General features: G+C 61.1%; 19 protein-coding genes. 4 read left to right on the top strand and 15 right to left on the bottom strand.

The genetic code is table 11. From position 1 onward, the window contains the following. Nucleotides 1-3: 3 nt before the first annotated feature. The 12 genes from MLG_RS07865 to istA all read right to left on the bottom strand — a co-directional run bounded on the left by MLG_RS07865 (nucleotide 4) and on the right by istA (nucleotide 17,051). A complete protein-coding gene (locus MLG_RS07865) occupies nucleotides 4-2,835 on the bottom strand; it encodes a TrlF family AAA-like ATPase (RefSeq protein WP_011629283.1) in 2,832 nt (943 codons plus the stop codon). Continuing rightward, nucleotides 2,832-6,065 carry a site-specific DNA-methyltransferase gene (locus MLG_RS07860; protein ID WP_011629282.1) on the bottom strand — a complete coding sequence of 1,078 codons (3,234 nt, stop codon included), beginning with the start codon at nucleotides 6,063-6,065 and terminating at the stop codon, nucleotides 2,832-2,834. Before MLG_RS07860 ends, MLG_RS07865 begins: the two co-directional genes overlap by 4 nt. A gap of 61 nt (nucleotides 6,066-6,126) precedes the next feature. Next, nucleotides 6,127-9,018 carry an SNF2-related protein gene (locus MLG_RS07855; RefSeq protein WP_011629281.1) on the bottom strand — a complete coding sequence of 964 codons (2,892 nt, stop codon included), beginning with the start codon at nucleotides 9,016-9,018 and terminating at the stop codon, nucleotides 6,127-6,129. After that, nucleotides 9,015-9,209 carry a ribbon-helix-helix protein, CopG family gene (locus MLG_RS07850; protein WP_011629280.1) on the bottom strand — a complete coding sequence of 65 codons (195 nt, stop codon included), beginning with the start codon at nucleotides 9,207-9,209 and terminating at the stop codon, nucleotides 9,015-9,017. Before MLG_RS07850 ends, MLG_RS07855 begins: the two co-directional genes overlap by 4 nt. Before the next feature lie 181 nt (nucleotides 9,210-9,390). Further along, the gene (locus MLG_RS07845; RefSeq protein ID WP_011629279.1) at nucleotides 9,391-10,983 is read right to left on the bottom strand and encodes an IS66-like element ISAeh1 family transposase; all 1,593 of its coding nucleotides are present in this window, start codon (nucleotides 10,981-10,983) and stop codon (nucleotides 9,391-9,393) included. Nucleotides 10,984-11,027: 44 nt separating this feature from the next. After that, a complete protein-coding gene (tnpB, locus tag MLG_RS07840; protein WP_011629278.1) occupies nucleotides 11,028-11,384 on the bottom strand; it encodes an IS66 family insertion sequence element accessory protein TnpB in 357 nt (118 codons plus the stop codon). After that, nucleotides 11,381-11,587, bottom strand: a complete 207-nt coding sequence (locus tag MLG_RS07835) for a hypothetical protein (protein WP_041717971.1) — start codon at nucleotides 11,585-11,587, stop codon at nucleotides 11,381-11,383. Before MLG_RS07835 ends, tnpB begins: the two co-directional genes overlap by 4 nt. A gap of 45 nt (nucleotides 11,588-11,632) precedes the next feature. Then, entirely contained in the window at nucleotides 11,633-12,121 is a 489-nt protein-coding gene (locus MLG_RS07830) for a transposase (protein WP_011629277.1), read from the bottom strand. 127 nt (nucleotides 12,122-12,248) lie between these two features. Further along, on the bottom strand, nucleotides 12,249-13,163 hold the full coding sequence (locus MLG_RS15125; protein WP_011629276.1) for a tyrosine-type recombinase/integrase: 915 nt from the start codon (nucleotides 13,161-13,163) through the stop codon (nucleotides 12,249-12,251). A 40-nt stretch (nucleotides 13,164-13,203) separates the two neighbouring features. Continuing rightward, nucleotides 13,204-14,721 (bottom strand): IS3 family transposase, encoded by a 1,518-nt coding sequence (locus MLG_RS07820; protein WP_011629273.1) that lies wholly within the window; start codon nucleotides 14,719-14,721, stop codon nucleotides 13,204-13,206. A gap of 76 nt (nucleotides 14,722-14,797) precedes the next feature. Then, a complete protein-coding gene (gene istB / locus MLG_RS07815; RefSeq protein WP_011629275.1) occupies nucleotides 14,798-15,538 on the bottom strand; it encodes an IS21-like element helper ATPase IstB in 741 nt (246 codons plus the stop codon). Further along, nucleotides 15,525-17,051: an IS21 family transposase gene (gene istA, locus MLG_RS07810; protein WP_083761848.1), complete on the bottom strand. Its 1,527-nt coding sequence runs from the start codon at nucleotides 17,049-17,051 to the stop codon at nucleotides 15,525-15,527. Before istA ends, istB begins: the two co-directional genes overlap by 14 nt. 151 nt (nucleotides 17,052-17,202) lie before the next feature. On the opposite strand from istA, the gene MLG_RS07805 reads away from it, so the two are divergent. Both MLG_RS07805 and MLG_RS07800 read left to right on the top strand, forming a co-directional pair. Then, nucleotides 17,203-18,720: an IS3 family transposase gene (locus MLG_RS07805; RefSeq protein ID WP_011629273.1), complete on the top strand. Its 1,518-nt coding sequence runs from the start codon at nucleotides 17,203-17,205 to the stop codon at nucleotides 18,718-18,720. A gap of 378 nt (nucleotides 18,721-19,098) precedes the next feature. After that, nucleotides 19,099-19,986: an alpha/beta hydrolase gene (locus MLG_RS07800; RefSeq protein WP_011629272.1), complete on the top strand. Its 888-nt coding sequence runs from the start codon at nucleotides 19,099-19,101 to the stop codon at nucleotides 19,984-19,986. Nucleotides 19,987-20,039: 53 nt separating this feature from the next. Here MLG_RS07800 and MLG_RS07795 read toward each other — a convergent pair whose 3' ends face one another. The 3 genes from MLG_RS07795 to MLG_RS07785 form a co-directional block, all read right to left on the bottom strand. Beyond that, on the bottom strand, nucleotides 20,040-20,339 hold the full coding sequence (locus tag MLG_RS07795) for a hypothetical protein (RefSeq protein ID WP_011629271.1): 300 nt from the start codon (nucleotides 20,337-20,339) through the stop codon (nucleotides 20,040-20,042). 139 nt (nucleotides 20,340-20,478) lie between these two features. Beyond that, on the bottom strand, nucleotides 20,479-21,084 hold the full coding sequence (gene mog, locus MLG_RS07790) for a molybdopterin adenylyltransferase (protein WP_011629270.1): 606 nt from the start codon (nucleotides 21,082-21,084) through the stop codon (nucleotides 20,479-20,481). A gap of 89 nt (nucleotides 21,085-21,173) precedes the next feature. Continuing rightward, nucleotides 21,174-21,896: a glycosyltransferase gene (locus MLG_RS07785; protein WP_011629269.1), complete on the bottom strand. Its 723-nt coding sequence runs from the start codon at nucleotides 21,894-21,896 to the stop codon at nucleotides 21,174-21,176. Nucleotides 21,897-22,381: 485 nt separating this feature from the next. On the opposite strand from MLG_RS07785, the gene MLG_RS07780 reads away from it, so the two are divergent. Both MLG_RS07780 and MLG_RS07775 read left to right on the top strand, forming a co-directional pair. Further along, nucleotides 22,382-23,194, top strand: coding sequence for a hypothetical protein (locus MLG_RS07780; protein ID WP_011629268.1), 813 nt, complete (start codon nucleotides 22,382-22,384; stop codon nucleotides 23,192-23,194). Between the two features lie 154 nt (nucleotides 23,195-23,348). Further along, the gene (locus tag MLG_RS07775; protein ID WP_011629267.1) at nucleotides 23,349-23,738 is read left to right on the top strand and encodes a hypothetical protein; all 390 of its coding nucleotides are present in this window, start codon (nucleotides 23,349-23,351) and stop codon (nucleotides 23,736-23,738) included. Nucleotides 23,739-23,800 lie beyond the last annotated feature (62 nt).

The following is a 23,800-nucleotide window of genomic DNA, read 5'->3' as shown; positions in this document are numbered from 1 at the left end:
GCCCTATACCTCCTTGCCCAAACGACGATAACGCCGCTCGAATGCATCGCGGCCGCCCTCCATGACATGGCAAACCTCATCGCGCATGGCTTCTTCCTGTAGCGAGCCTTTTTCGATCACCCGACACTGGCCGCCGCGAAAATCCAGTGCGTGGAGCATTTCGGCATCCCCATTGACCACAATGTTGGGATTATGCGTTACGGAAATAATCTGCCGCCGCCGCTTGTTTTCACGCAATTGGCGAACCACCAGGTTGTAAATCAGGTGATTATCGAGATCATCTTCTGGCTGATCCAGCACAATCGGTTCAGAGCCGTAGGCCAGCAGAAATGCCAGCATCGCAGCCGCGCGTTGACCTGCCGATGCCTGTTCAATGGATTTGAAATCCCGCCCATCGCCTTTTTGACTGTACCTCACATCCAAGCCATCGTCCGGATACCACATCATTATGTGATCGACATACTCAGGGCGATTACTCGCCTGCTTGGAAAGGAAGTTGTTGAAGTGACCACCGAAAATGCCGTTGCCCCGGCAGGATTCATTCAGGCGCCGTTTGATTTGGCCGACCCTTCGTTCAAGTTCCCCTTTTGCCTGAGTAAGATCATCAGGTAACTGTTTAATCAGTTCAGCGACAATCCCCTTGGCAGGCTGGCTATCTTCTTCAATCAGTATATCCGCTTCGAATTTTGAGCCTTCCGCGCCCAACAATTCTCGCAAGCTTCGTTCCATGGCACGGACATCTTGGCCGTAAGGCTTCAGGTTGATCTGCACATATTCGTTATCGGCCAGACTCTCCTCAAGAAAGGCTTCCCGCCGCTCGCTGAGCGCCCGCCGAGCCGCTACAACCGACTCGAGCTGGGTTTCGGCCTGATCCAGGACTCGGCTGCGCTGCGCGGCTAACGACTCCAATTCCTTCCACTGGTTTTCCAGCCGCTGCCGCTCCTGTACCAACTGGCCATACTCGCTAGGATCCGCGACACCCTGTTCCTTTAGATCCCTGACAAGTTTCTCGTAATCGGTCCGCGCCTTGCTCACTGCCTGCTGCCAGTCAGTATCCGGGAGTTTTTCCCGCTCTTTCCGGACCGTGGCCGCCAAGTCATTGGCCGTGCCCTTCAACGCCTTCGTGGCGGATTCAATCGCCTGATGGAGACCCGACACGAGGGCCAGCGCCTCCTTGTCCTGTTCGTTCTGCTCATCGAACAGTTGCTCCGGGACATCCTCCGCCGCCAATTCTTCTGCGAGTTCACGAACACGGCCCACAATTTCAGCAACCGATTCAAACTGGCGGTTAACTTCCCGTTCCTGTCGGGATCGACGCTGATACGCCTTTAGCACATGGGCGTGATGGGCTTCCTCGAACTTCTTCAATTTCCGCTGCACGTCTTCCAAGCGGACCTTCAGTGCATCACGCCCTTGAAGCCGGCCTTCCAGTTCACGCGCTTTGGCGCGTAGAGACAAATAGGTCTGCCGTGCCTCACGCAGCGCGGTTTGTTCGGCATCCACTCCCGCCGCTTCATCGATCAAATCGAGCAGCGCCTGATGGCTTCCGCCGGCTAGTGCCGCGATCTGGCCCTGGCTGAACAGCCGGATGGGGAAACGCTCGGGAATCACCGCCTGATTATCCGATTCACGCCACTCACCATCTTTTCGTTCTTCGACGATCGAACCCGAGCCATCTTGACGCCAGTACACGCGATAACGTGTGCCGTCCCTAATAAAGGTCAGTGCCACATGGGTATCCAGCGTAAGCGCACCATCGTCGTCTCGCCCACGTGCTACGCGACTGAATTTTTCGAAAGTACGGCGCGGCTCGCTGCCTTGCTCCAGGGCTTGCAACTCATTCTCGCGCCTCAACACCAGCCGCAGTGCGTGCACGATGGTCGATTTTCCTGTCCCCCGCCCGCCTACCAGCGCGTTGAACCACGGGCTGAAGGAAAGGGTTTCCGGCTGACCACGCCCCATATAGCGGGCATCGTCAATTTCTACTGACTCGATAAAATTCTCAGGCAGCGCGTTTGGGTCGAACGGTTCCGGATCATCACTGCGGCGAATGGAGAACCCTTCACCATCAAGCAAGGCAAGGCGCAAGCCTTCCAGCGATGGTTGCGCCATTTTTACCCAGGTCCAATGCGAACCCGGATAGCGCGCACCGTCGGGGCCGGAAGGGTGATGCGCGTCAGACCCCAGCACTTCTGCCCAGCGCAGGTGCTTCTGACCGTATAGTGCAGGCTTTTCCGAGCATTGGTTAACCACCTCCATTGCAAATAGGCCTTCACACTCAAGCAAGGGCGTTAATGTATTGCCGCCTAGCTCCCAGGCGCCGGAAGGGCCGTCTACGTGGGCCAGCACGGGCAACGCACTGGCTTCTACGACTCTCTGAATCACTTCGATTGGGGAAGCGTTCACGGCACGGTTGCTCTCCCCCCGGTTGCCGTGATTGCCGACCGCCCCCAGCAGCGCACTGACATCCGCACCATCCTTGGCTGGATCAAAGATGGCCAGAATATGGATATTTCCATTGGCTGTAATTTCGACACCTGGAAAGAGCCAGAGGGGCCGATAATCCGCGTGCTGCTGCTCGCGGAGATGGTCTAGCGCAGCCTTTAGCCGATCAATCCAATCGCCTGAGTTGTGGTCAGTGACCGCGACGCAGTCAATCTCTGCCCGCATAAACTTGAGCAACCATTCTTCCGGCGTTATCTCTCTCAATTCCGCCTGATCTGGTCCTTTCCCATAGTCACTGGACGCGGGCGTATGCGTGTGAAAGTCGAAGCTCCACCAGCGGGCACCGGGAAAACGCCATTCGTTGTTCACGGGTGTAAGGTTCTGGCTCATGATTCGGCCTCCTCGAACATCAGCCGGTGGAAGTCTTCCTCGATGAGGCGGACTTTCCAGGTGTCGTCGGGCTGGCGCAGGTTCTCCAGGTTGTTGTCGCCGTTGACGTAGATCAGGTCGAACTCGCTGTCCTTGCTGGAATAGCCCTGCTTCTTGAACCATTCGTCCAGTACCAGATTGTCCTGCTCGGGGTCGCCCGTGAGCTTGCGCCAGATCACCAGGGTTTTACGTCCGTCCGGCGTGGTGCCGGTGACGGTGCGGAACCACCAGGGGCCTTCTTCGGCTTCGCGGATGCGGCCGTCGAGCAGCAGGCGGCGCGGGTTTTCCTTGGGCAGATCCGGATCGTCATCGCGCTTGAACTGGGCCGCCACCCTCTGGGGCGCGGCGATGGTTTCCACGGTCAGGCCGATCAGCCAGTTGAAGGTCTCCAGCAGGTCCACATTGACCTCGCGGGTTTCCTCGCTGCCGGGGCGCTTGACCTTGAGCCGGTAAGCGGTGGGGTCGGTAAAGGCGTCGATATTGAGCAGTGATTGTTGGCCCCTAGTCTCCACATCCAGCCAGTAGCGCAGCAGGTACTGCTCGCGCAGGCCGTCGGCACCTTGAGCCTGCTGGCTAGCTAACAGGTCGCTTTGTGTTTCACTGCGGCGCGGCTCCAGGTTGTTAAGGGCGTCCTCGTAGGATTCGAGCCGGATGACCTTTATGATTCGGGGGCTGCATTCCGCCTCTTCTTCTGTTGCGAGGCGTTCAGGCTTCCCGTCTGCCCAATCGGGCGCAAACGTGACTTTCTTCAAGCGTGGAAGAAGCACCGCATCGAAATAATCACCCATCTCCATCAATAAAAATTTACGCCTACTACCATCGGCTCGGTTAAGGTTGACAATTGCATGCCCCGTAGTGCCTGACCCGGCAAAATAATCCGCCACGACGCAATTTGAATTCAAGTGAGAGATTCTAATAAGGTCGCGCATAAGCCCCACAGGCTTTGGGTACGAAAACACTTTGTTGCCGAATAAACTCATTACTTGGCGAGTACCGCCTTGAGTTGTCTCAGCGTCTGGCCAGATAGAAACTGGCGTATTTACATCGCCTTTCTCGGTCCTTTCCTTCAAAAAAAGCTTGCGCTTCGGCGCTCCCGTCCCCCTAATTCCAAATGTAATACGGTTGTCCGAAAGCAACTCGTCATAGCGCGACCGGTTAAACGCCCAACTCCGACCGTTCGGCGGATAATGTTCGTCCCCGGTGTTGGGATTTTCAATAGGGTACTTTGTTTCGCCCCCAGGCTTATTGGCGTCGATCGGCACCGGCTTCCACGGACCACGAGGGTCATTGTCCGGATTGCTATAGTCACCTGGATTCAGAGGAAAACCTCCGAATTTATTAGCCACCAAGTCTTTAGCGTATGCAACATGATAATTGTGGTTCAGTGAAATTTTGTGATCGCTTGATACAGAATCTCGTGACTTCCAAGCTATCGTCCCGATGAAGTTGTCGCCTCCATAAACTGAGTTTAGGATTTCACGAAGTGTCGGATATTCGTTGTCGTCAATACTGCAGATGAAAGTCCCATCTTCTCTAAGAAAGGACGCGCCAGATTGAAGTCGATCCGCCATTAGAGAGGCCCAGGTGGAGCGGGCATAGTTATCCTTGTAGATGAATTTTCCCGATTGCCTATCCAGCTCAGTATTGTATGGAGGGTCAATATACGACACGTGCACTGAACCCCAGTATTTCATGTTGGCAACAGCTAACGCCTGAAAGTTTTCGCTATTGAAAAGAACGCCGTCAGTCTGATCGTCTATATCACCCACCGCCTCCAGCAACCGCTGACTGAAAGCGTCATCAAAGTGCCGCGTATCCACCATCAATGTCGGATGCGCCCTCAAAAACTCCGCAGTCAGCGGCTCACTGTAGGCCACCGTGGTCAAATCCGCTGCAAGCTCATCAATGGCATGTAGCTCAACCCATTCCTGACGCTGGGCCTCGTTGGCGGCAATCTCCGGATGGAACGCCTCTGGAATGCAGCCGATGCGGATGCAATACGAGGTCTCGGTGACAAACTTCTTCTTCAGCCAGAGCTTCTTCTGAAAATTCTCCAGTTGCGCCAGAAGATCAATGATCTTGCCGGCAATCTGACGGATCACTTTAATCTTGGACAGGTACTGCTCCACGCGCGGCGCCGTTTCGCTTTCGATGTCGTCCAGGTGCATGACTTCGTTCTTGATGTAGAAGTCCAGCTCCCGGCGCAGGAAGCCGCCCAGGTCCTTGTGGATGAAGTAGTCAAACGTGTTGCGGGCGGTGTAGCGGTTCAGGTGGGCGGCCAGGCGGCTGTAGTCGGCCTGCTCGCCATCGGCTTTGATATGGTTCTTGGCCAGCTCCGCCAGCCAGGGCTTGAGGCTGTCGTCCTGCATCGCCAGCACCCGACGTACAGCATCCTCGCGCAGGTCTTTCTGGTTGGGCGGTTTCTCCTTCGCTGCGGCGGTGGCGTTGGCCTTGGCATCCTCGCTCCAGTCCTCCATCGTTGCCGGCCGGTACTCGAAGCGGATGATCAGCTCACGGCCAGCTTCGCCATTCTCCTCGGCGATAAAGTCTTCGCCGGCGAGGATAAACACCCGGTTCTTGCCCTCGGCTTCCTTGACGTTGCCGTGCTCGCCCTCGGCGGCGTCGACCAGACGGAAGTGCACGCGCATGGGATCGTCGGCGCCGGGCTTCAGGATAAAGGCGTAGTCGCGCAGGTATTCGCTGGTCTTGATGTAGTACTGGTCCTTGTTGGCCCAGTGCAGTTTGACTTCCTCGCCTTCGTAGGGAATGGCGTAGACGCCGGGCTTGTAGACGCGCTTGGCGAGGAAGTCGCCTTCGTGGTAATGGCGGCGGAAGAATTTGTAGAGGTGGTCGTAGACTTCCTGCTCCAGACCTGTGACATCCACGCCCTGCTCGGCGATCTTCTGGCGTAGCTCCTTCACCTTGGCGGTGGTCTCTGGGTCCACGCCAAGGCCGTTGGCCTGCTCGATGGCTTGTTGCAGCTCTTTCTCCAGCCCGGCCTTGTCGGCCGTCTTGTAGTGGCTGAAAGCGTCCTTTACCTGGGGCAGCAGGTCGCGGTCGAGAAACTGGCTGATCTCGTCGGCGCGGGCGTGCATGATGCGGTAGAGCCCGAAGTCCAGGTCTGGCTGGTCGAGCTGAAAGAGCTCCTTGAGCAGGCGGATCAGTTTGTCGAAGGCTGGATTCTGGCTCATGCTGCGATAGTCCTTGTCGTGTTTTCGTTGATTGCTTGATTCTGGTTGCCGTTGTTGTCCGTCATACGACGGACCAGCGCAGCGTAAACAGGCGCTCACTACGCTGGTCTCGGGCAAGGCGTTTTTCCAGCGCGGCAATGAGGCTGTCGCGCTGTTCTTCGATTTCGTCTTCCACCTTGAAGATGTCCCGGCGCTGCTTGCGCTGGCGCTGCTCGAGTTGTTTCAGACGTTCCTGGATGTCGTGCTGATCTTCCAGGGTTTCGGCCTGTCGGGCCTGACGGCGCAGGGCCTTGATCTGTTCTTTTGTGTCCTTGAGCGTTTTCTCGGTGGCCAGCATCTTGTCTTCCGCCCATTGTTCCAGGCGTTCGCGGGCGGCGTTGAAGTGCTGGTTGTTGGCCTCCAGCGAGCGGTTCGCAGTGGCGCGCTGGTGTTGGGCAAGCTCAGCGGCAAGGCGCTGCTCCACCTCGGCGGGCAAGTCCGCCGGGCCACGATTGTCAGCGGCGACGTTAAACAGCTTGGCGCAGGTTTCATTGTCCAGCGAGCGGCCTTCGTCGTCGATGCCGGAGAACAGCAGGTATTCCTCGGTTTCGAAAGATTCGATGGTCAGCCGAGCCAATGTCAGCCAACCGGACTTACCCTTGAGTGCTTCCACCAGGGCAATGCGCCCCGGATGGACGGTGATGTTGAAGCGCAGATGCGCTGTGGGCGTCGGCTGCTGCTTGGCCGATTCGATGACGTGCTCGCCCAGCGGATGGGAGAGGCGGTACAGGTAGTAGCCGTAGTCCGGCGATTCGCCCTGCTCACCACTGCGCGTCTTGGAGATCAGGTGGTAGCGGCCAGGCCGGATGTCGGCCTTTGGCGGCTCGTGGAGATCGAAGACCAGCCTGGCATCATCAAAGCGTGCGCGGCCATCCAGTATGTGCCCGGTGACTTGCCAGAAACGCTGGCCGATGCGGTCGAGCTGGGCCTGGGCGTCTTCCAGCCGCAAGCGCAGCCGGGCGTGCACGTCTTCGTCGAAATGCTCCAGCAGGGTCTGGCGGGTTTCCTGGATGCGGCTCTTGATCTGCTCCTCCAGTACTTCTTGGAGCTGGCGAAAGGCGGTTTCGATTTCATCCGAGGTGCGGCACTGCTGGTAGATGGCGAGGATGCGCTTCTCGAAATCGACGCCAGACTCAAGCTGGCCCAGCACTTCATCGGATGCACCAAACAGACCGTTGAAGAGACTGAACTTCTCCGTCAACAACTCATGCACGCGCTGGTCTGCCTCGTTGCGCTCGTTGAGGAAGTTGACCACGATCACATCGTGCTGCTGGCCGTAACGGTGACAGCGACCAATGCGCTGTTCGATACGCTGGGGGTTCCAGGGCAGGTCGTAATTGATCACCAGCGAGCAGAACTGCAGGTTGACGCCTTCCGCCGCTGCTTCCGTGGCAATCATGATTTTGGCGTTGTCGCGGAAATGCTCCACCAGCGCCAGCCGGGCATCGATGGCGCGGGAACCGGTGGCGCGGCCGCTTTCCTGGTTTTTGCCGACCCAGTTCTCGTAGATGGCCTTGGCTTCAGGGCCGGCATTGGTGCCGTTGAACAGCAGCACCTCCCCGGCATAACCGTTCTGCTCCAGATAGTCTTTCAGATAGTCCTGGGTTCGGCGGGATTCGGTGAAGATCAACGCCTTTTCCCGCGCCCCCATTCGACCCATCTCCTGGAAACCGACATCGAGCGCGGTGAGCAGTGCGCAGGATTTGGCATCCACACCAATGGCGCGGGCAGCCTTGGCCAGACTGTCGATCTCGCTGATTTCATCGCGCAGCTTCTTCGGTTCCGGACGATTGTCTTCGGTCTTACCATTGGCCTCGCCGTTCTCCTCCGGCGGCAGCCACTCGTCCAGCAGCTCGGTTTCCATTTCCTCGCTTTCGATCAGTTGGCTGCTCCAGTCCAGCTCCAGTTGCTCACTGTCGCGCAGGTCGATCAGCCGGTCGCGAAGGCTCTCGAGAGTGCCGGCGATCGCGTTTGAGCTGGAGGCCAACAGCTTGCGCAGGATCAGCACGATCAGGTGGCGCTGACGGTCGGGAATGGCGTAGGTGTTTTCCCGCTGCAGAAACTCGGAGATGCGGTCGTAGAGTTTCTGCTCGGCATCAGTTGGCCGGAAGGGTTGGGTCAGCGCCCGGCGCTCAGTGTAGCGCACATACTCAAGCACCTCCTGGCGCAAGGTGCGTTTGCAAAAGCCCGCCAGACGCTGGCGCAGCCCGGCCAGATCGCCACCGGCATTGACGTACTGGGAACGGAAGGCGTTGGGATCGCCGAAGATGTGATCATCGATCAGGCTCGCCAGCCCGTACAGCTCCATCAGGCTGTTCTGCAATGGCGTAGCGGTCAAAAGCAGTTTGCGGCGGCCTTCGGTGGCCCAGCGAATGGCTTGGCCCACTTTGTTGCTGGGCCGGTAGGCATTGCGCAGCTTGTGGGCTTCATCAATGACCACCAGCTCCCAGCGCACCATACGCAGGTCGTCCTGCATACGAGCCGCATAGTGGTAGGAGACCAGGATCACGGCCCGCTGCTCGAATGGCCGTGGTTGGCCCTGTTGCTGGAATTGCCGGTAGGCGCGGGAATCCATTACCACAGCGGGCAGGTTGAATTTCTCCTGCAACTCGGTGGCCCACTGCTTGCGTATCGCAGCGGGACAAATCACCAGCAGGCGCCGGCGGCGCTCCGCCCACCGCTGGCACAGCACGATGCCCGCCTCGATGGTCTTGCCCAGGCCCACCTCGTCCGCAAGCACGACTCCCTCGGAGAGCGGGGACTGCAGGGCGAACATCGCTGCCTCGATCTGATGGGGGTTCAGATCGACCGACGCATCGAACAGCGACATGGAGAGCTGGTCCGCCGCGCCGGGAGGGGCCTGACGCGTCAGGTCATAGGCATAGTATTTGGCGTGGTGGGCCGTGATCGTCATGTGTTGTCTTTTCCATGCGGCCGTTCGTTGTTCTCGGGGATTGCAATGCCGTTGCGCCCGCAATAATCCCGGATCAACACCTCCACCATGTTGGCAATGGAGCGGTGCTCCCGGGCGGCAGCGGTACGGAGCCCCTCCTTCACGGCTGGATCAATGCGGAAGGTCACGGTCGCGGTCTTAGTGGTGGCCATCAGGGTCCTTCGCAGGGTGGCTGCAAATGTACTGTAATGTACTGCATCGTCCCGTATAATCCAAGGAGATTCTGGCAGGACGGCTGGGGAGGGAGACATGGCCCGACACTACTCAACCCGAAGCTTCTTCCGACAGGTCCCGAAGTAAGCGGTCCACCCCGCCCACCTACCGAGCTCGGTCTCAGGCCTGTATGGTCTTCCCCCAGTTCCAGGGCAGCAGGGCGTGAATCGCCTGGTCGGTGTCCGCAGCCGGCAGGCGGGTAAGGACATCTTCCAGGTACTCGTAGGGCTCCAGCCCGTTGGCCTTGGCCGTCTCTATCACGCTATAGATCATCGCGCTGGCCGACGCGCCCTGGGTGGTGTGACTGAATAGCCAGTTCTTTCGACCCACTACGAAGGGTCGGATGGCGTTCTCCGCCGGATTGTTATCCAGTGGGATTCGCCCATCATCGAGAAAGCGGGTCAGCCGGGGCCACTGGGTCTGGAGATAGCGTAGGGCCTTGCCGATGGCGGTCTTCGGCGGCACCTGGGTGATGGACTTCTCCAGCCAGCGCTGGAGTTTGTCGATCAGCGGCCGGCTCTGGCGCTGACGCAGCACCAGGCGATCCTCCGGGTCCAGGGTTTTGCCTTCGCGCTCGACGCGGTAAAGCTTGCCGATCAGGCTCAGCGCCCAGTCGGCCTTGCCGGTCTTGCCCTTGGGCTGGACCTTCTGGGCCTCGACAAACTTCCGCCGGGCATGCGCCCAGCAGCCGGCATGGGTGATGCCATTCTCCCGCACCACCTGGGCATAGCCCTCGTAGCCGTCGGTGACCAGCACGCCGGCATAGTCGCCGAGCAGGCGGCGGGGGACCCGGCCGGAGCGGCTGGTGTCGTAGTCGTAGCGCACCACCTGCTCACCGGGCGGGCCACCGCGCTGGACCCACATGTAGGAGGTGCTGGAGGCCGTTCGCCCCGGCTCGGTGTTCACCTGGACCGTGGTCTCATCCATGTGGATGAGCGGCTGGGCCAGTAGATGGTCCTGCAGGGCCTGCCCCAGCGGGGTGAGCAGCTCGCCGATGCCCACCATCCAGCGCGCCAGGGTGTTACGCGGCAGCGGGATGCCCTTGCGCTCGAAGCCCTTGGCCTGGCGGTAGAGCGGCAGCCCGTATTCATACTTGGCGGTGGCGATGTAGGCCAGCAATCCGGGGCTGGCCATGCTCCAGGGCAGCGGTTGCGGCGGCATGCTTGCGGTGTGCACGCCTTCTTCGCAGCATCTGCAGGCGTACTTGCGGCGGATGTGGCGGCGGACCTGCACCCGGGCGGGGATGACATCCAGTTGCTCGGTGACCTCTTCGCCGATACAGGTCAGCTCGCTGCCGCCATGCGGGCAGTAGCGCTGTGCCTCGGGGATATCGTGCACCACCTCGACCCGTGGCAGTTCCGCGGGCAGCCGCACGCGGCCGCCACGGTTCCGGCGCTTGGCCGGCACGCTCGGGGCCGTCTCGCCGGCTTGAGCGGCCTCTGCCTCCGGTTCGGTGACCGGTGCATCGGCATACTGCTCGGCCTCGTCGAACTGCAGTTGCTGCTGATCGACGTGGTAGCGTTCGGTGGAGGGGCCGAAACGGCTGTCGAGCAGCAGCCGGATCTGCTCGAACATGGAGCACTCGCGGGCAGCCCAGTGGGCTTCCTTGGTGGCCAACAGGGCGTCCTTTTCGGCGAGCTTTTTCTCCAGCTCAGCGACCTGACGCTGTAGGCGGGAGACATCCCTATCTGGTTGAATGGCCGCTGATTTCATGGCCCAATTATAGCAGAATCAGGCCCCCTCCAAAAGCAAAAAGATCAACCAACGGCCTGATAATGCAACGCTTTATGGGGGCGCATCAACGCGATATCGTACCCATCCAGCAGCCAGTTCAGTTCCTGCCCGGAAAGGGTCAGGGTGTCGCCCTGCAGCCGATCCGGCCACTTGAACCGCTCCTGCTCCAGGCGCTTGTACCAGAGCACGAAGCCATTGCGCTCCCAGGCGAGGATCTTGACCTTGTCGCGCTGCCGGTTGCAGAAGACGAACACCGCCTGCTCGAACGGATTGAGCGCCATCGCCTCCTGGACGAGCAGGGAAAGGCCATCGATGGATTTGCGCATGTCCACCGGCTCGCGACAGAGATAGACATTGACCTGGGTATCGGGCCGGATCATGGCTGCACCGCCACGGCCACAAACCGGGCCGGCCGGTGGCGCTGCGGCACCGCAATGCCGAGCGCTGCCAGGTGACGCTCCCAGCCCAAAAGCTCGGCGAGGCTCAAATCCTGCGCCTGGGCATAATCGCTCAGCGACAGGCCGCAAGCGTGCGCATGATGCAGATACCCCAACCAACGGGCGCGCGCTGGTGACAACCACATGGAACTGACCTCCTCATCTGGATTCGATGGGAGCAGTTTCCCGAATCAGCTCCGGGCGCAACAGATGGGGTTTGTGGATCGCCTACTTAGCAGCGCCGCCGTCTCCGCCAAGGCCTTGTCCTTGCGCCGGAGCTCGCGCTCGAGTTTCTTCACGCGCTTGAGCTCGGCCTTGCGCTCCTGGCGCGAACGCTTGTCCAGCTCGGCCGAGTTAGCGTTGGCATTCATGCAGCTCTCCCGCCAGGCCTCGACCTGCTCGGGATAGAGCCCCTTCTCACGGCAATAGGCGCTGAACTCCGCCTCGGTCATCGGCGCGGTCTCGAGCACGACGCGGAATTTCTCCTCGCTGCTCCAGCCCTCCGGGGTGGATCCTCGTGATGGCAAAACCTGTCCTCGCTCGCGGGCCTGTTTACGCCAATTGTACAAGGTCGCCGCGGAAATCCCCTCGGCCTCGGCCACCTCAGGGACAGTGAGGTTCATCGGTGGTGCCAGCTTGCGCAGGACAGCTTCCTTACGCTCCGCGGAGTAGTGCTTCATGGTTGTCACCTGCTGGTTGCGTTGAGGCGACAACTACGTTGACTGATAGGGCTGTGGATTTAGTGCTGTTGCGATCAATCACTTGGATCCCTAAGGCTACTGATTCGTAATCACCTGTTGATGGCAATTATTTCCGCACCCCTGAGTGGACAGTGCCAGGCGGTTCTGACAGCGAAGGCGGGAGTGACTTTCTGAACGCATCAATCGCGCTGCTCGCCGCGTCGGGGCAGAGGTGCCCGTAGTGGCGTTCGATCATTTCGGTGGATTTGTGGCCGGCCAGTTGTGCAACGGTTCGCAAAGGCACCCCGGCAGCCACCAAGGTGCTGATAAAATGGTGGCGGAGCGTATAAAAGTCGAGGTCCTCGGGTAGCCCTCCCAGGCGTTTAACATGCCGCCATGATCTCAAGTGTGCCTGCTTGTCCATCCTTCTGTTGGTATCGGGGGAGGGGAATACCAATCCGGTGGTCGGCTTGCCTTGCTGTAGCCACCAAGCCCGTACAATCTCAACGAGTTCGGGCACTAAGTCCATGGTTACACGGGCCGGATTCCTATGGTGTCGCGTTTTCTGTGGAACTAGGTTAAGCCTGCCAAGCCTCGGGTCCAGGTTCGTCCATGTCAGGGCGAGGATGTCGCCGGGCCGCAGGCCGGTATAGAATGCGATGCAGCAAAAGGGTATGAACCAATGAGGGTAGGCCATTGCGTCTGCGTCGGGCAGGTAGGCTTTGCCATGTGCTCGGCTGTTACGGCGCTCGCGGCGCTTATTTTCCTCAAAGGCTTTCAGACCGTCGTGAAGTCCTTTTACTTCCTCGGTCGTGAGCAGACGCCGTACAGCCTGCTCAGCCTCCAGTTGTCTGTCCACCTCGTCGCAATGTGGCGCCTCCAGGCTGACGTCGCGTAACGGGTTGGCATCCAGCACATCGTCATGCGTTGCGGCCCGGTTTAGCAGGGTTTTCAGCGCGCCGTAAGCTCGTTGGAGTGTCGGGTACTTGCGGCCCTCAAGCTCGCGTTTGGCCTGCCAGGCAATAACATCTGCTTTGGGCATGCGGCGGTTTTCTTGGACTGTTTTTGGGAACTCCTCATGCTCATGCGGCCAGTCCTAAGCGCTCTCGATACTCGAGCGGGCTCTGGCCTCCCAAGGACAGCTTAACCCTGTTTCGGTTGTGCCACCGGATATACTCGTCGAGCTCTTCGAAGAATTGCTCAAGTGTTATCCCGTGCCAGTCGCGTGGGTAGAAGAACTCGGTCTTGAGTCGCCCGAAGAAGCCCTCACAGGCGGCATTGTCCGGCGAACAGCCTTTGCGCGACATCGACCGGATAAGGCCGACATCTTGGATGCGGGCAAGCCATCCGGGCCAGCGGTAATGAGCTCCTCTATCGCTGTGGATAATAGGTGTCTCGCCGTCCTCCAGCGTTGCTATGGCGTCATCAAGCATCGTGTTTACCAGGGTGGCATCGGGGCTTGTGCTTATAGTCCAGCTCACCGCCAACCCATCGAAGCAGTCGATCACTGGAGAGAGGTAAACCTTGCCTGCAGGGATTTGGAACTCCGTGATATCCGTCAGCCACTTGCGGTTGGGCGCAGGGGCGCTGAAATCCCGATTGACCAGATTCTCGGGGGCCGGAGTGATTTCTCCGCGGTACGACCTGTACCGTCGACACTTGCGCCTTTGGACGATGAGCTGTTCCTCAGCCATAAGGCGCCGGACTACCTTCTCAGAGATCACGATGCCAAGTCGGTTGAGAGCAACCCGTATGCGCCGGTAACCGTAGCAGCGGTGGTTGGTCTCGAAGAGTTGGGTCGCGCTCACGCGAACGGTTGCATACTTGTCAGGTAGCTGGATCCTTGCCCGATGGTAGAAATAGGAACTGCGCGGCAGGCACAGTTGCGACAAGATTTCCGAGAGCCGATAAGTCTGTCTCAGGGCGTCAACCAGCAGGGTCTTCTCCCTGTTCGTCAGGAGCCGGAGGTCGACGCCAAGATCCTTTTTTATCAGGTCGTTCGCCTTCGCCAGAAGATCGTGCTCGAGCTGGAGTCGATGGACGCGCCTTTGCAGCTCTTTAACTTCCTGCTCCAGCGGCAACACCTCATCATCGCGTCGTTTCATCCGTGGATTGGCCTCATCACCAAGCAACTGGTCTGTCCACTTGTACAGAACCTGCCTGCTAACGCCCAGGTTTTTGGCAACCTTCGTGGCGGGATCTTGGCGGGAACACAGTTCAATGACCGCCTCACGTTTCGCCTCAGGTGAGAGCGGTGGACCTTTTGAGCTGCCGGCTGAGACCTGCCGCCGCCCGGGGTTCTGCTCCATGACCCACTCACGTAGAACGCCCACGCTTGGATAACCCAGGGCCTTTCGGGTCCTTGCGAGACAGCAACCATGGCCCAGGTAGTGCTGCACAGCCTTTTGCTTCTGTTCCGGCGAGTACTTCGGCTTAGGAGCACTGCGCTCCGGCAGGTCCCCGGTTCTCATGTAGGCTTCATGCCAACGGCGCAGGTTTTTCTTCGAGGGGTAGCCGAGCTCTCGGACGGTGGCGGCGGCACTCCTGTGGTACTGGATGTAGAGCTTCACGGCTCTCATCCGGTCTTCATACGAATACATGAACCACCTCCGATGTAGTCCAAGATTTCGTCCGCACCACCCCTGTGGCCAACAGAATTGACCCAGGTGTCGGTGCTCAACCGGTGGTCTTTTGCTTGAGCCGGTAGCTCTCCCCGCCGAGGATGAAGATGTTCGAGTGATGGATCACCCGGTCGATGATCGGTACGGCGACGTTGTCGTTGTGGAAGAACTCGCCCCAATCGGTGAAGTCCTTGTTGGTGGTCAGGATCAGTGACCGGTACTCGTAGAAGCTGTGGACCAACTGGAACAGGTTGTACCGGGCCTGGCGGCTCATCGGCAGGTAGCCGAGCTCGTCGATCACCAGCAGGTCGAACCGGGTCAGTTGAGCGAGTTTTTTCTTCAGCTCGCCCTTCATCTCGGCGATCTCCAGCTCCTCGACCAGTTCCAGGGCGCTGCGAAAGAGCACCTTGTAACCGGCATCCAGGGCCTTGTTGGCGATGCCGATGGCCAGGTGGGTCTTACCCACGCCCGGCGGGCCGATGAAGACCAGGTTCTCCCGGTTGTCGATGAACCCGAAGTCCAGCAGGGCGTTGACCTGGCGCTTGGTGATGGTGGTCTGGTGGCGGTAGTCGAACGCCTCCAGACGCTTGTCCGCGGGTAGCTTGGCCCGTTTCCGGTTCCCGGCCAGGCGCTTGTGGTCACGGCTGTGCTGCTCTTGCTCAGCGAGCAGGTCAGCGAAGGCCAGATAAGACATGGCGTTGTCCTCGGCCCGGGCCAGCAGATCCGGCAGCTCGGCGGCAATGGCACTGCAGCGCAGGCCCCGGTAACGGGTTGCGGTCCGTTCAAGCAGGCTCATGGGTCAGCTCCTCCTGGCCGGCCGACTGGCCAAGATGGGCGTAGGCCGACAGGGCCAGTGCCTGCGCGTCCACGGCGGGCTCGTCGGCATCCGCTTCGAGGTCCCGGCCCCGCTCCTGGGCCCGGTGTGCCGCCTGCAGTTGGGCCTTGAAGCGGGTGGCGGTCATCCCTTCGCGCCCGGCCAGGTCCTCGACCAGTCCGGGTGCCGGGGGCGGCCCGCTCTCCAGCAGGGCGTGTACGGCGGCCACCTGGTCGCGATAGATCCGCGGGTTGCTGGCCCGCAACCGGGCACACAGCCGGGCTCCGGTCTGCTCGCCCACGCGTTCGCCAATGGCGGCCTCCAGGGTCTCGATCTGCTGTCGGCGATCCCGGTAGTGGTCGGTGTTACGCACCGTCTGGCCCTTGCCCGTGGCCAGTGTATGGGTGGCCACGATCTCACCGCTTTCCAGGTCGAGGATGTGAAGCTGGGTCTCGTCGGCCTGCACGCCCACCCGGCCACGCTGGTAGCGCATGGGTACCGAATACTTGTTCGAGTGCCAGGCGATCAGCCCGGTCTTGTCCACCTTGCGGGTCTGGCGCGCCGCAGCCGCCTGGGTCAAGCACGAGGGGGTGAGGTAGGCCCGTAGGTGCGCCCGCTCTTCAGCCTCAAAGTGCCCCCGGGGCTCACGCCCGGTGGTGCCGTGGCGGCGGACATTGGCCACTTGGTCGAGCCACTGCTGGACGTGGGCGCGGACGTCTGCCTCGTCGGCAAAGCGCTCCCCGTACAGGCAATCGCGCTTAACGTACTTCACCCCGGCCTCCACCTTGCCCTTGCTCTCCGGGTCGTACCCCCGGCAGGCATGGATGCGAAAGCCCGCACCGGTGGCGTACTCATGGAAGCGCTCGTTGACCGTCAGCTCCCGGAACTGCTCGGCGATGACCACCATCTTCGTCTGGTCGTAGACGCACTCCTCCGGGGTACCGCCAAAGGCCCGCAGCGCCTCATCATGCATGCGGATGAACAGCGCCGTGTCGATGGGCCGGAAGGCCACCGCAACGTGCATCAGCCGCGAGAACGAGAGCACGAAGACCACGAAGTAGACCGTGCGCTCCACGCCGCTGATGGCCACGCCCCGCAACTCACCGGGGTCCACCTGGCACTGTACGCCCGGCACCACGTCCAGCACCGGCTCGTAGTAGCGCGGCTGGGCCACTTGGACGCTGGCGCGCAGCTCCTGCAGATACCGGCGCAGGCTGCGGTCCGAGACCGCCAGGTCACCGACCTTGTCCCGGAGCTTGCGCGCCACCTTCACGGCGCTGAGCTGCGGGTAGCGGCGCAGCAAATACTCCATGTAAGCCCGGTGCTCATCCAGCAGCCGGCCCCGGCGCCCATCGGCCCGCTCCGCTGCGACCGCTTCGGTGTCCGCCCGCAGGTACTTGCGCACCGTGTTGCGCGAGATGCCCAGCTCCCGGCTGATGGCCCGAACTGAGAGCCCACGGCCTTCGTCGTACAGTGCCTTGATCTTGTGTATCACGACCCACTCCTTCAATACCCCGTCCTCGCCAGCCCGTGTGGCCATGGACGGTACGGTCTACTCGTGGCCAGTGGCCACCCCAAGGGTGGGTCAGTTCTGATGGCCAGTGGGGTGGTGCGGACGAAATCTTGGACTACATCGGAGGTGGTTCATGTATTCGTATGAAGACCGGATGAGAGCCGTGAAGCTCTACATCCAGTACCACAGGAGTGCCGCCGCCACCGTCCGAGAGCTCGGCTACCCCTCGAAGAAAAACCTGCGCCGTTGGCATGAAGCCTACATGAGAACCGGGGACCTGCCGGAGCGCAGTGCTCCTAAGCCGAAGTACTCGCCGGAACAGAAGCAAAAGGCTGTGCAGCACTACCTGGGCCATGGTTGCTGTCTCGCAAGGACCCGAAAGGCCCTGGGTTATCCAAGCGTGGGCGTTCTACGTGAGTGGGTCATGGAGCAGAACCCCGGGCGGCGGCAGGTCTCAGCCGGCAGCTCAAAAGGTCCACCGCTCTCACCTGAGGCGAAACGTGAGGCGGTCATTGAACTGTGTTCCCGCCAAGATCCCGCCACGAAGGTTGCCAAAAACCTGGGCGTTAGCAGGCAGGTTCTGTACAAGTGGACAGACCAGTTGCTTGGTGATGAGGCCAATCCACGGATGAAACGACGCGATGATGAGGTGTTGCCGCTGGAGCAGGAAGTTAAAGAGCTGCAAAGGCGCGTCCATCGACTCCAGCTCGAGCACGATCTTCTGGCGAAGGCGAACGACCTGATAAAAAAGGATCTTGGCGTCGACCTCCGGCTCCTGACGAACAGGGAGAAGACCCTGCTGGTTGACGCCCTGAGACAGACTTATCGGCTCTCGGAAATCTTGTCGCAACTGTGCCTGCCGCGCAGTTCCTATTTCTACCATCGGGCAAGGATCCAGCTACCTGACAAGTATGCAACCGTTCGCGTGAGCGCGACCCAACTCTTCGAGACCAACCACCGCTGCTACGGTTACCGGCGCATACGGGTTGCTCTCAACCGACTTGGCATCGTGATCTCTGAGAAGGTAGTCCGGCGCCTTATGGCTGAGGAACAGCTCATCGTCCAAAGGCGCAAGTGTCGACGGTACAGGTCGTACCGCGGAGAAATCACTCCGGCCCCCGAGAATCTGGTCAATCGGGATTTCAGCGCCCCTGCGCCCAACCGCAAGTGGCTGACGGATATCACGGAGTTCCAAATCCCTGCAGGCAAGGTTTACCTCTCTCCAGTGATCGACTGCTTCGATGGGTTGGCGGTGAGCTGGACTATAAGCACAAGCCCCGATGCCACCCTGGTAAACACGATGCTTGATGACGCCATAGCAACGCTGGAGGACGGCGAGACACCTATTATCCACAGCGATAGAGGAGCTCATTACCGCTGGCCCGGATGGCTTGCCCGCATCCAAGATGTCGGCCTTATCCGGTCGATGTCGCGCAAAGGCTGTTCGCCGGACAATGCCGCCTGTGAGGGCTTCTTCGGGCGACTCAAGACCGAGTTCTTCTACCCACGCGACTGGCACGGGATAACACTTGAGCAATTCTTCGAAGAGCTCGACGAGTATATCCGGTGGCACAACCGAAACAGGGTTAAGCTGTCCTTGGGAGGCCAGAGCCCGCTCGAGTATCGAGAGCGCTTAGGACTGGCCGCATGAGCATGAGGAGTTCCCAAAAACAGTCCAAGAAAACCGCCGCATGCCCAGGGGGGTCAGAATAAATGGCCATTGACAGGCGGGCATGGCGGTAGTCGTTCGTGTGACCAATATGTGACCATGATGGTAACATGAACGTGCACGAACGTGCCCTGCCTTTCAGCGGTCACACGGGGAAGCGGTTGTTTTTGCAGAGCAATGCAAAGTAGTGCATGCAATCATGATGCGTTCACACGGCAGGGGTCGCTGGTTCAATCCCAGCACCGCCCACCATAAAACCGAACGAAAACAGCCGCCTACGGGAGACCGGGGGCGGCTTTTTTCGTTGCCGGACACGACCCGGCCCAGATCGGTAAACGGCCAACAGGCCTTGGGAGCAACATGTCGGGATGGTGGCTAGCGGTGGCGGGTGGCGTGGTTGGCGCAGGGGCGCTGTTGCAGCTCTTTCACCGGCGGCTGCAGGTCAGCCTGACGGCACCACGGGTGCCGCCAACGCAAGGGCTTGCCGACCATGGTGTGGTGGGCGAAACGGTGCGCATCCCCACGTACAGGGCCAGAACGCTGGTGGGTTGGTGGCTGCCCGGCCAAGGGCCTGGCACAGTGGTCATCACCCACGGATGGGGGGCCAATCGCGAGCTGATGCTGCCGCTGGGCAAGCGGTTACAGGCGGCGGGTTGGAACGTGCTGTTGTTCGACGCGCGCAACCACGGGGACAGCGAGGGCGATGCCTTCTCCTCCATGCCCCGGTTCGCCGAGGACACCGAGGCGGCGCTGGCGTGGGTGCGGGCCCGTCCCGGAATGGCCAAGGCGCCGGTGGCACTGCTGGGGCATTCTGTGGGCGCTGCGGCCGTGTTGCTGGCCGCGTCGCGGCGCAGTGACATCTCCGCGGTAGTCAGCCTTTCGGCCTTTGCCAGTCCGGATGACATGATGCGCCGCTGGTTGGCGGACAAGGGGCTGCCGTTTTTCCCGGTGGGCTGGTACGTGTTGCGCTATGTGGAGCGTGTGATCGGCCACCGCTTTGATGCCATTGCCCCGGTCACCACCCTGCCGCGAGTCCGCTGCCCGGTGCTGCTCGTGCACGGACGTGATGATCAGGTGGTTCCGCTGTGCGATGCCGAACGGCTACTTGCCAGCCGCGGTGATACCCCGGCTGTGCTGCACCTGCTACCCGGTGATCATGACCTCAGCCGGCATCTCGATGCCGAATTGCCCGAGCTACTGGCGTTCCTCGATTCCGTCCTCGCCGAGCCGACCCACGCTGTGACTTGAAGCGCCGCGGCCGTCGCTGCCCCCGGGGGCAGCGACGGCATGGGCCCGCATGCTCAGGCGTGACCCGGTGGATGGCTGATGGTGCGCCCGGACAACTCCTCCATGGCCACCTCCGTCGCCAGGCTCTCGGCAACCGGATCGCTCTCACCGCCAAGCGCACGGTGCCGGTAGTACCACCCCATGAGTAAGTTGGCCAGGTTCTCCTCCGGTGGGTCCATAAACTCCTCCGGGGCGATGTCGTTGGCCTCGCAGATCTGCTCGATCACGGTCCAGTCGAAACTCACCGACCCGTCCGACTCCCGGGTCAGGTGCAGATCCGAGAACGTGAGGTCGCCGGGGATTTCAATTCGCATGGTTCGCTGTCCCATAAAGCACTTCGCTTATCGCCTCGTGGTCACCAGCCTCTCGAGAGGGGCTGGTTCTGTAAACTGGCCGTGGTGGTTGTCCTAGTTGGACTGGATATTGCCAGATCGGGTTCCCCCGAGGCGTCCTTCAGCGACGCGCGTCGGGTTTGTCCCGGCGCGCTGACTTGGGCCGAAAGGCCTTGCAGACCGCGGGATCGGTCTCGATGTAGGGGCCACCGATCAGCTCGACACAATAGGGCACCGCCGCGAATATGCCGTGCACCGGCGGGGTATGGTCGGGCAGGCCGCTCAAGGTTTCCGCGATGGCCTTGGGCTGCCCTGGCAGGTTGATGATTAGGGCCTGGCCCCGAATGACGGCCACCTGCCGTGACAGGATGGCGGTGGGCACGAAGGTGAGACTGATCTGGCGCATTTGCTCTCCGAAGCCCGGCATCTCGCGGTCCGAGACCGCCAGGGTCGCCTCCGGCGTGACGTCCCGGGGCGCCGGTCCGGTTCCACCGCTGGTCAGCACCAGATTGCAGCACGATTGGTCGACGAGCTCAGTCAGCGTGTCGCTGATGGTCTGCTGGTCGTCCGGGATGAGCCGAGTCTCCCATTCGACCGGATTGCGTAGCGCCTGCTCCAGCCAATGCCGCAGTGCAGGGATCCCCTTGTCCTCGTAGGCACCGCTGGAGGCCCGGTCACTGACGGACACCAGGCCAATCCGTACTGCCGGTAATGCCGATGAATCCATAATCGCGATGTTCCCTTACCCAAGTGCAGACTGGAGTGTGCCACAGCAGTGCGGCAACCGGGGACCCGGCCGCGGCGCACCGATCCACATTAGTCCGGCCGGCGATACCAGAACCAGCTCAACCGCCGGAACCGTCCCGCCCAAGGAAAGACCACGAAGACCAGTGCCACCAGCGCGTGCTGCCAAGTGGCGTACCAGTCCAGCTTTCGCCCGGAGGTGACCACCGGTTCAGCGTCCAGGATGCCGAAGCGAAGTCCCCGCTGCCGGGCGATGCGTTGCAGTCGCCGGGAGTGCCCCACCTCCTCGCCGGCATACACATGCTCCGGAAACCCGCCCACCGACCGGTGCAACTCTGCCCGTACAAAAAAGAAACAGCCCGCCGCCAGAGAGAACCGGCGCGACAGGGCGTTCCAGAGGGACAGCCCCAGCGCCGGAAAACGGGGCAGGGGACGATCCATGGCGACGGGCACACCTCCGCCGGCCCATTCGCCCGACAGCGCGTCCCGCACGGCAAGGAGGTGAACAGGGGTCACCCGGGTGTCCGCATCCAGGAATAGAAGCCAGGGAGCCGTCGCGAACTCAGCGCCCCGGTTCCGCACCCGGGCAATGCGCCGTTCCGGCTCGTGCACCACCCGGGCGCCTGCCTGGCGGGCGATCGCTGCCGTCTCGTCCTCGGAGTCGTTGTCCACCACGATGACCTCCACGCTGAGGCCTGACCCATTGATGGCCTCCTCCAGCGCGCGCAGGGTGGCCGGTAACTCGCGGGCCTCGTTCCAGGCCGGGATAATGACGGAAAGGGTAGGTGGGGGCATGCTGACAGGGATCCTCCCGGAAGCGACTCAAGTCGTTCGCCCTTAGGCGAACGCGTGCCAGGGCCGGACTCTGAATGGAGGTAGAAATAGCACCATGGAGAATGGCTTTTTGGCAATGCTGGTCTGCGCGATGCGTGCTGGCTGCGGCATGACAGTGGGTGCGTTGGCTATCGGCAGGCGGCCGAACCGGTGGCGATGCCGTCGCGGCATTCGGGTTCGATGACCCGTTTGTCTACGGCGGAGGTGGGCATTTCAACCTGAGCGCCGTTCGACGTGCTCGGCAACGTTGTGGGTACCAGGGAACCAGAGCGGTTCCGGATCATGCTCACTCAGGACAAGTGCCCAGGAAGTCCCACGAGCCGCCCAGGGGTGGGACGGCGGGTAACGAACCTGTTAGGTTTGCACCCTTGGCCGGCCTTGCCCTCGCAATGCCGGGGCAGGCCAACCAGGGCCTTTTCACCTGTAATAAACACCCAGGGGGGGAAATGCAACGATCAGTCACCTTAACCCTTGGCGCGACATTGTCCGCATCCTGGCTGCTGCTCGCCGGCGGCCAGGCTTTGGCCGACAGCCGCGCCGTTTACCAGACGGATGATGGCGAGCTCACCGTGGAGTACCGCGATGCGGACAACCTGCGCATCGGTATTCCGGGCCCGGAGCGTCAGTTCCTGATGATCACGGACGGGCAGGCCTATGTCGTGGCCCGGGACGATGACGGTTGGTATGCCATCGACGCCGACCAGCTGCGGGATCTGTCCGGGCAAACGGGCTCCGCGGCCGAGGATGTCCGGGTGGAGCCGTTGGACGAGCAGGTGCGGGTGGCCGGTTTCACCGGCGCGCGGTACCGCCTGGAGAAGGGCGATAGCTGGGCCGGCGAGTGGGAGGTCGTGGACGAGGTGGTGCTCACGGACGATGCCCGTCTTCGGGACATCGGCGAAGCCTTCCAACGGATTGGCGAGCTCTTCGAGGTCATCGAGCAGGAGGCCGAGGTGGTGGGTATCGGCCGCGTGGACATGTCGGAATACACGCTGCTGCGCTCCAGCGACATGGAGCTGAGCGGCTTCAGCGGTGACAGCCTGCCGGACCACACCTTCTCGCTACCGCCGAACGTTCGCCACCGGGACCTGGTGGCCGAGAGGCAGGAGGGTCGGGACGAGGCCCCGGGCGATGACGAGCCGGGCTGGCTGACGCGCCAGATCCGCGGTACCGGCGAGGACGCGCGCGACGACGCCGCCGGCGAGACCCGCGGTGAGGTGCGTGATCGGGTCCGCGAAGGAGTGCGCAGCCTGTTCGACTGAGCGCACCGGTTGGGTGCCCCGTGCGCTGGTCGCGGGGCGCTTTATAGGGCGTGCGATTCTGCTAATCTGGGGTGGCTGTTGCGGGCACCAATCCGCGTGTGCGGTGCATGGCAGCAGCGTTCTTACATGGATTTATTCTCAGGAGGAGACCCCCATGAAAGCGATTCGGAATACCCTCTCCATTGTGGGCTTCGCGACCCTGGCCTTTGCCGCCACGCCGCCACTGCTGGCGGGTGATGATCAGGGGGTGAGGCTGTCCCCGCTGGCGGAAGAGATTGAGCTGACGGAAAAGGCCGTGGTCATCGACAATGCCTGGATCCTGGACGACCAGCTGCTGGATCTGGAGCAACAGCGTGCCCAGGTCGTACTGGAGCGCAATGAGCACACGGAGGCCATTGAGCCCGGGAGCGTTCTGCTGAGTGAGGGTGATAAGGGGTTGTTTGACGAGGTCTTCGAGGTGGAGGTTCTTGAAGACCGGGTGGAGGTGATCACCGGTCCGGCCGTGCTCACGGAGGCGGTGGAGCGGCTGAAGATCGAGCACTGATCCGTCGGAGCTGTCAGTGCCGGCAAAAAAGAAACGGCGTTTCAATCGCGATTGAAACGCCG

The organism is Alkalilimnicola ehrlichii MLHE-1, from assembly GCF_000014785.1.
Taxonomy (GTDB): domain Bacteria; phylum Pseudomonadota; class Gammaproteobacteria; order Nitrococcales; family Halorhodospiraceae; genus Alkalilimnicola; species Alkalilimnicola ehrlichii.
This window is presented reverse-complemented; position numbering and strand designations above follow the sequence as displayed.

Excerpts from the sequence above, each read along its gene's own strand:
- MLG_RS07865 (WP_011629283.1), bottom strand. The coding sequence starts at position 2,835 with ATGAGCCAGAACCTTACACCCGTGAACAACGAATGGCGTTTTCCCGGT.
- MLG_RS07860 (WP_011629282.1), bottom strand. The coding sequence starts at position 6,065 with ATGAGCCAGAATCCAGCCTTCGACAAACTGATCCGCCTGCTCAAGGAG.
- MLG_RS07855 (WP_011629281.1), bottom strand. The coding sequence starts at position 9,018 with ATGACGATCACGGCCCACCACGCCAAATACTATGCCTATGACCTGACG.
- MLG_RS07850 (WP_011629280.1), bottom strand. The coding sequence starts at position 9,209 with ATGGCCACCACTAAGACCGCGACCGTGACCTTCCGCATTGATCCAGCC.
- MLG_RS07845 (WP_011629279.1), bottom strand. The coding sequence starts at position 10,983 with ATGAAATCAGCGGCCATTCAACCAGATAGGGATGTCTCCCGCCTACAG.
- tnpB (WP_011629278.1), bottom strand. The coding sequence starts at position 11,384 with ATGATCCGGCCCGATACCCAGGTCAATGTCTATCTCTGTCGCGAGCCG.
- MLG_RS07835 (WP_041717971.1), bottom strand. The coding sequence starts at position 11,587 with ATGTGGTTGTCACCAGCGCGCGCCCGTTGGTTGGGGTATCTGCATCAT.
- MLG_RS07830 (WP_011629277.1), bottom strand. The coding sequence starts at position 12,121 with ATGAAGCACTACTCCGCGGAGCGTAAGGAAGCTGTCCTGCGCAAGCTG.
- MLG_RS15125 (WP_011629276.1), bottom strand. The coding sequence starts at position 13,163 with ATGCCCAAAGCAGATGTTATTGCCTGGCAGGCCAAACGCGAGCTTGAG.
- MLG_RS07820 (WP_011629273.1), bottom strand. The coding sequence starts at position 14,721 with ATGTATTCGTATGAAGACCGGATGAGAGCCGTGAAGCTCTACATCCAG.
- istB (WP_011629275.1), bottom strand. The coding sequence starts at position 15,538 with ATGAGCCTGCTTGAACGGACCGCAACCCGTTACCGGGGCCTGCGCTGC.
- MLG_RS07805 (WP_011629273.1), top strand. The coding sequence starts at position 17,203 with ATGTATTCGTATGAAGACCGGATGAGAGCCGTGAAGCTCTACATCCAG.
- MLG_RS07800 (WP_011629272.1), top strand. The coding sequence starts at position 19,099 with ATGTCGGGATGGTGGCTAGCGGTGGCGGGTGGCGTGGTTGGCGCAGGG.
- MLG_RS07795 (WP_011629271.1), bottom strand. The coding sequence starts at position 20,339 with ATGCGAATTGAAATCCCCGGCGACCTCACGTTCTCGGATCTGCACCTG.
- mog (WP_011629270.1), bottom strand. The coding sequence starts at position 21,084 with ATGGATTCATCGGCATTACCGGCAGTACGGATTGGCCTGGTGTCCGTC.
- MLG_RS07785 (WP_011629269.1), bottom strand. The coding sequence starts at position 21,896 with ATGCCCCCACCTACCCTTTCCGTCATTATCCCGGCCTGGAACGAGGCC.
- MLG_RS07780 (WP_011629268.1), top strand. The coding sequence starts at position 22,382 with ATGCAACGATCAGTCACCTTAACCCTTGGCGCGACATTGTCCGCATCC.
- MLG_RS07775 (WP_011629267.1), top strand. The coding sequence starts at position 23,349 with ATGAAAGCGATTCGGAATACCCTCTCCATTGTGGGCTTCGCGACCCTG.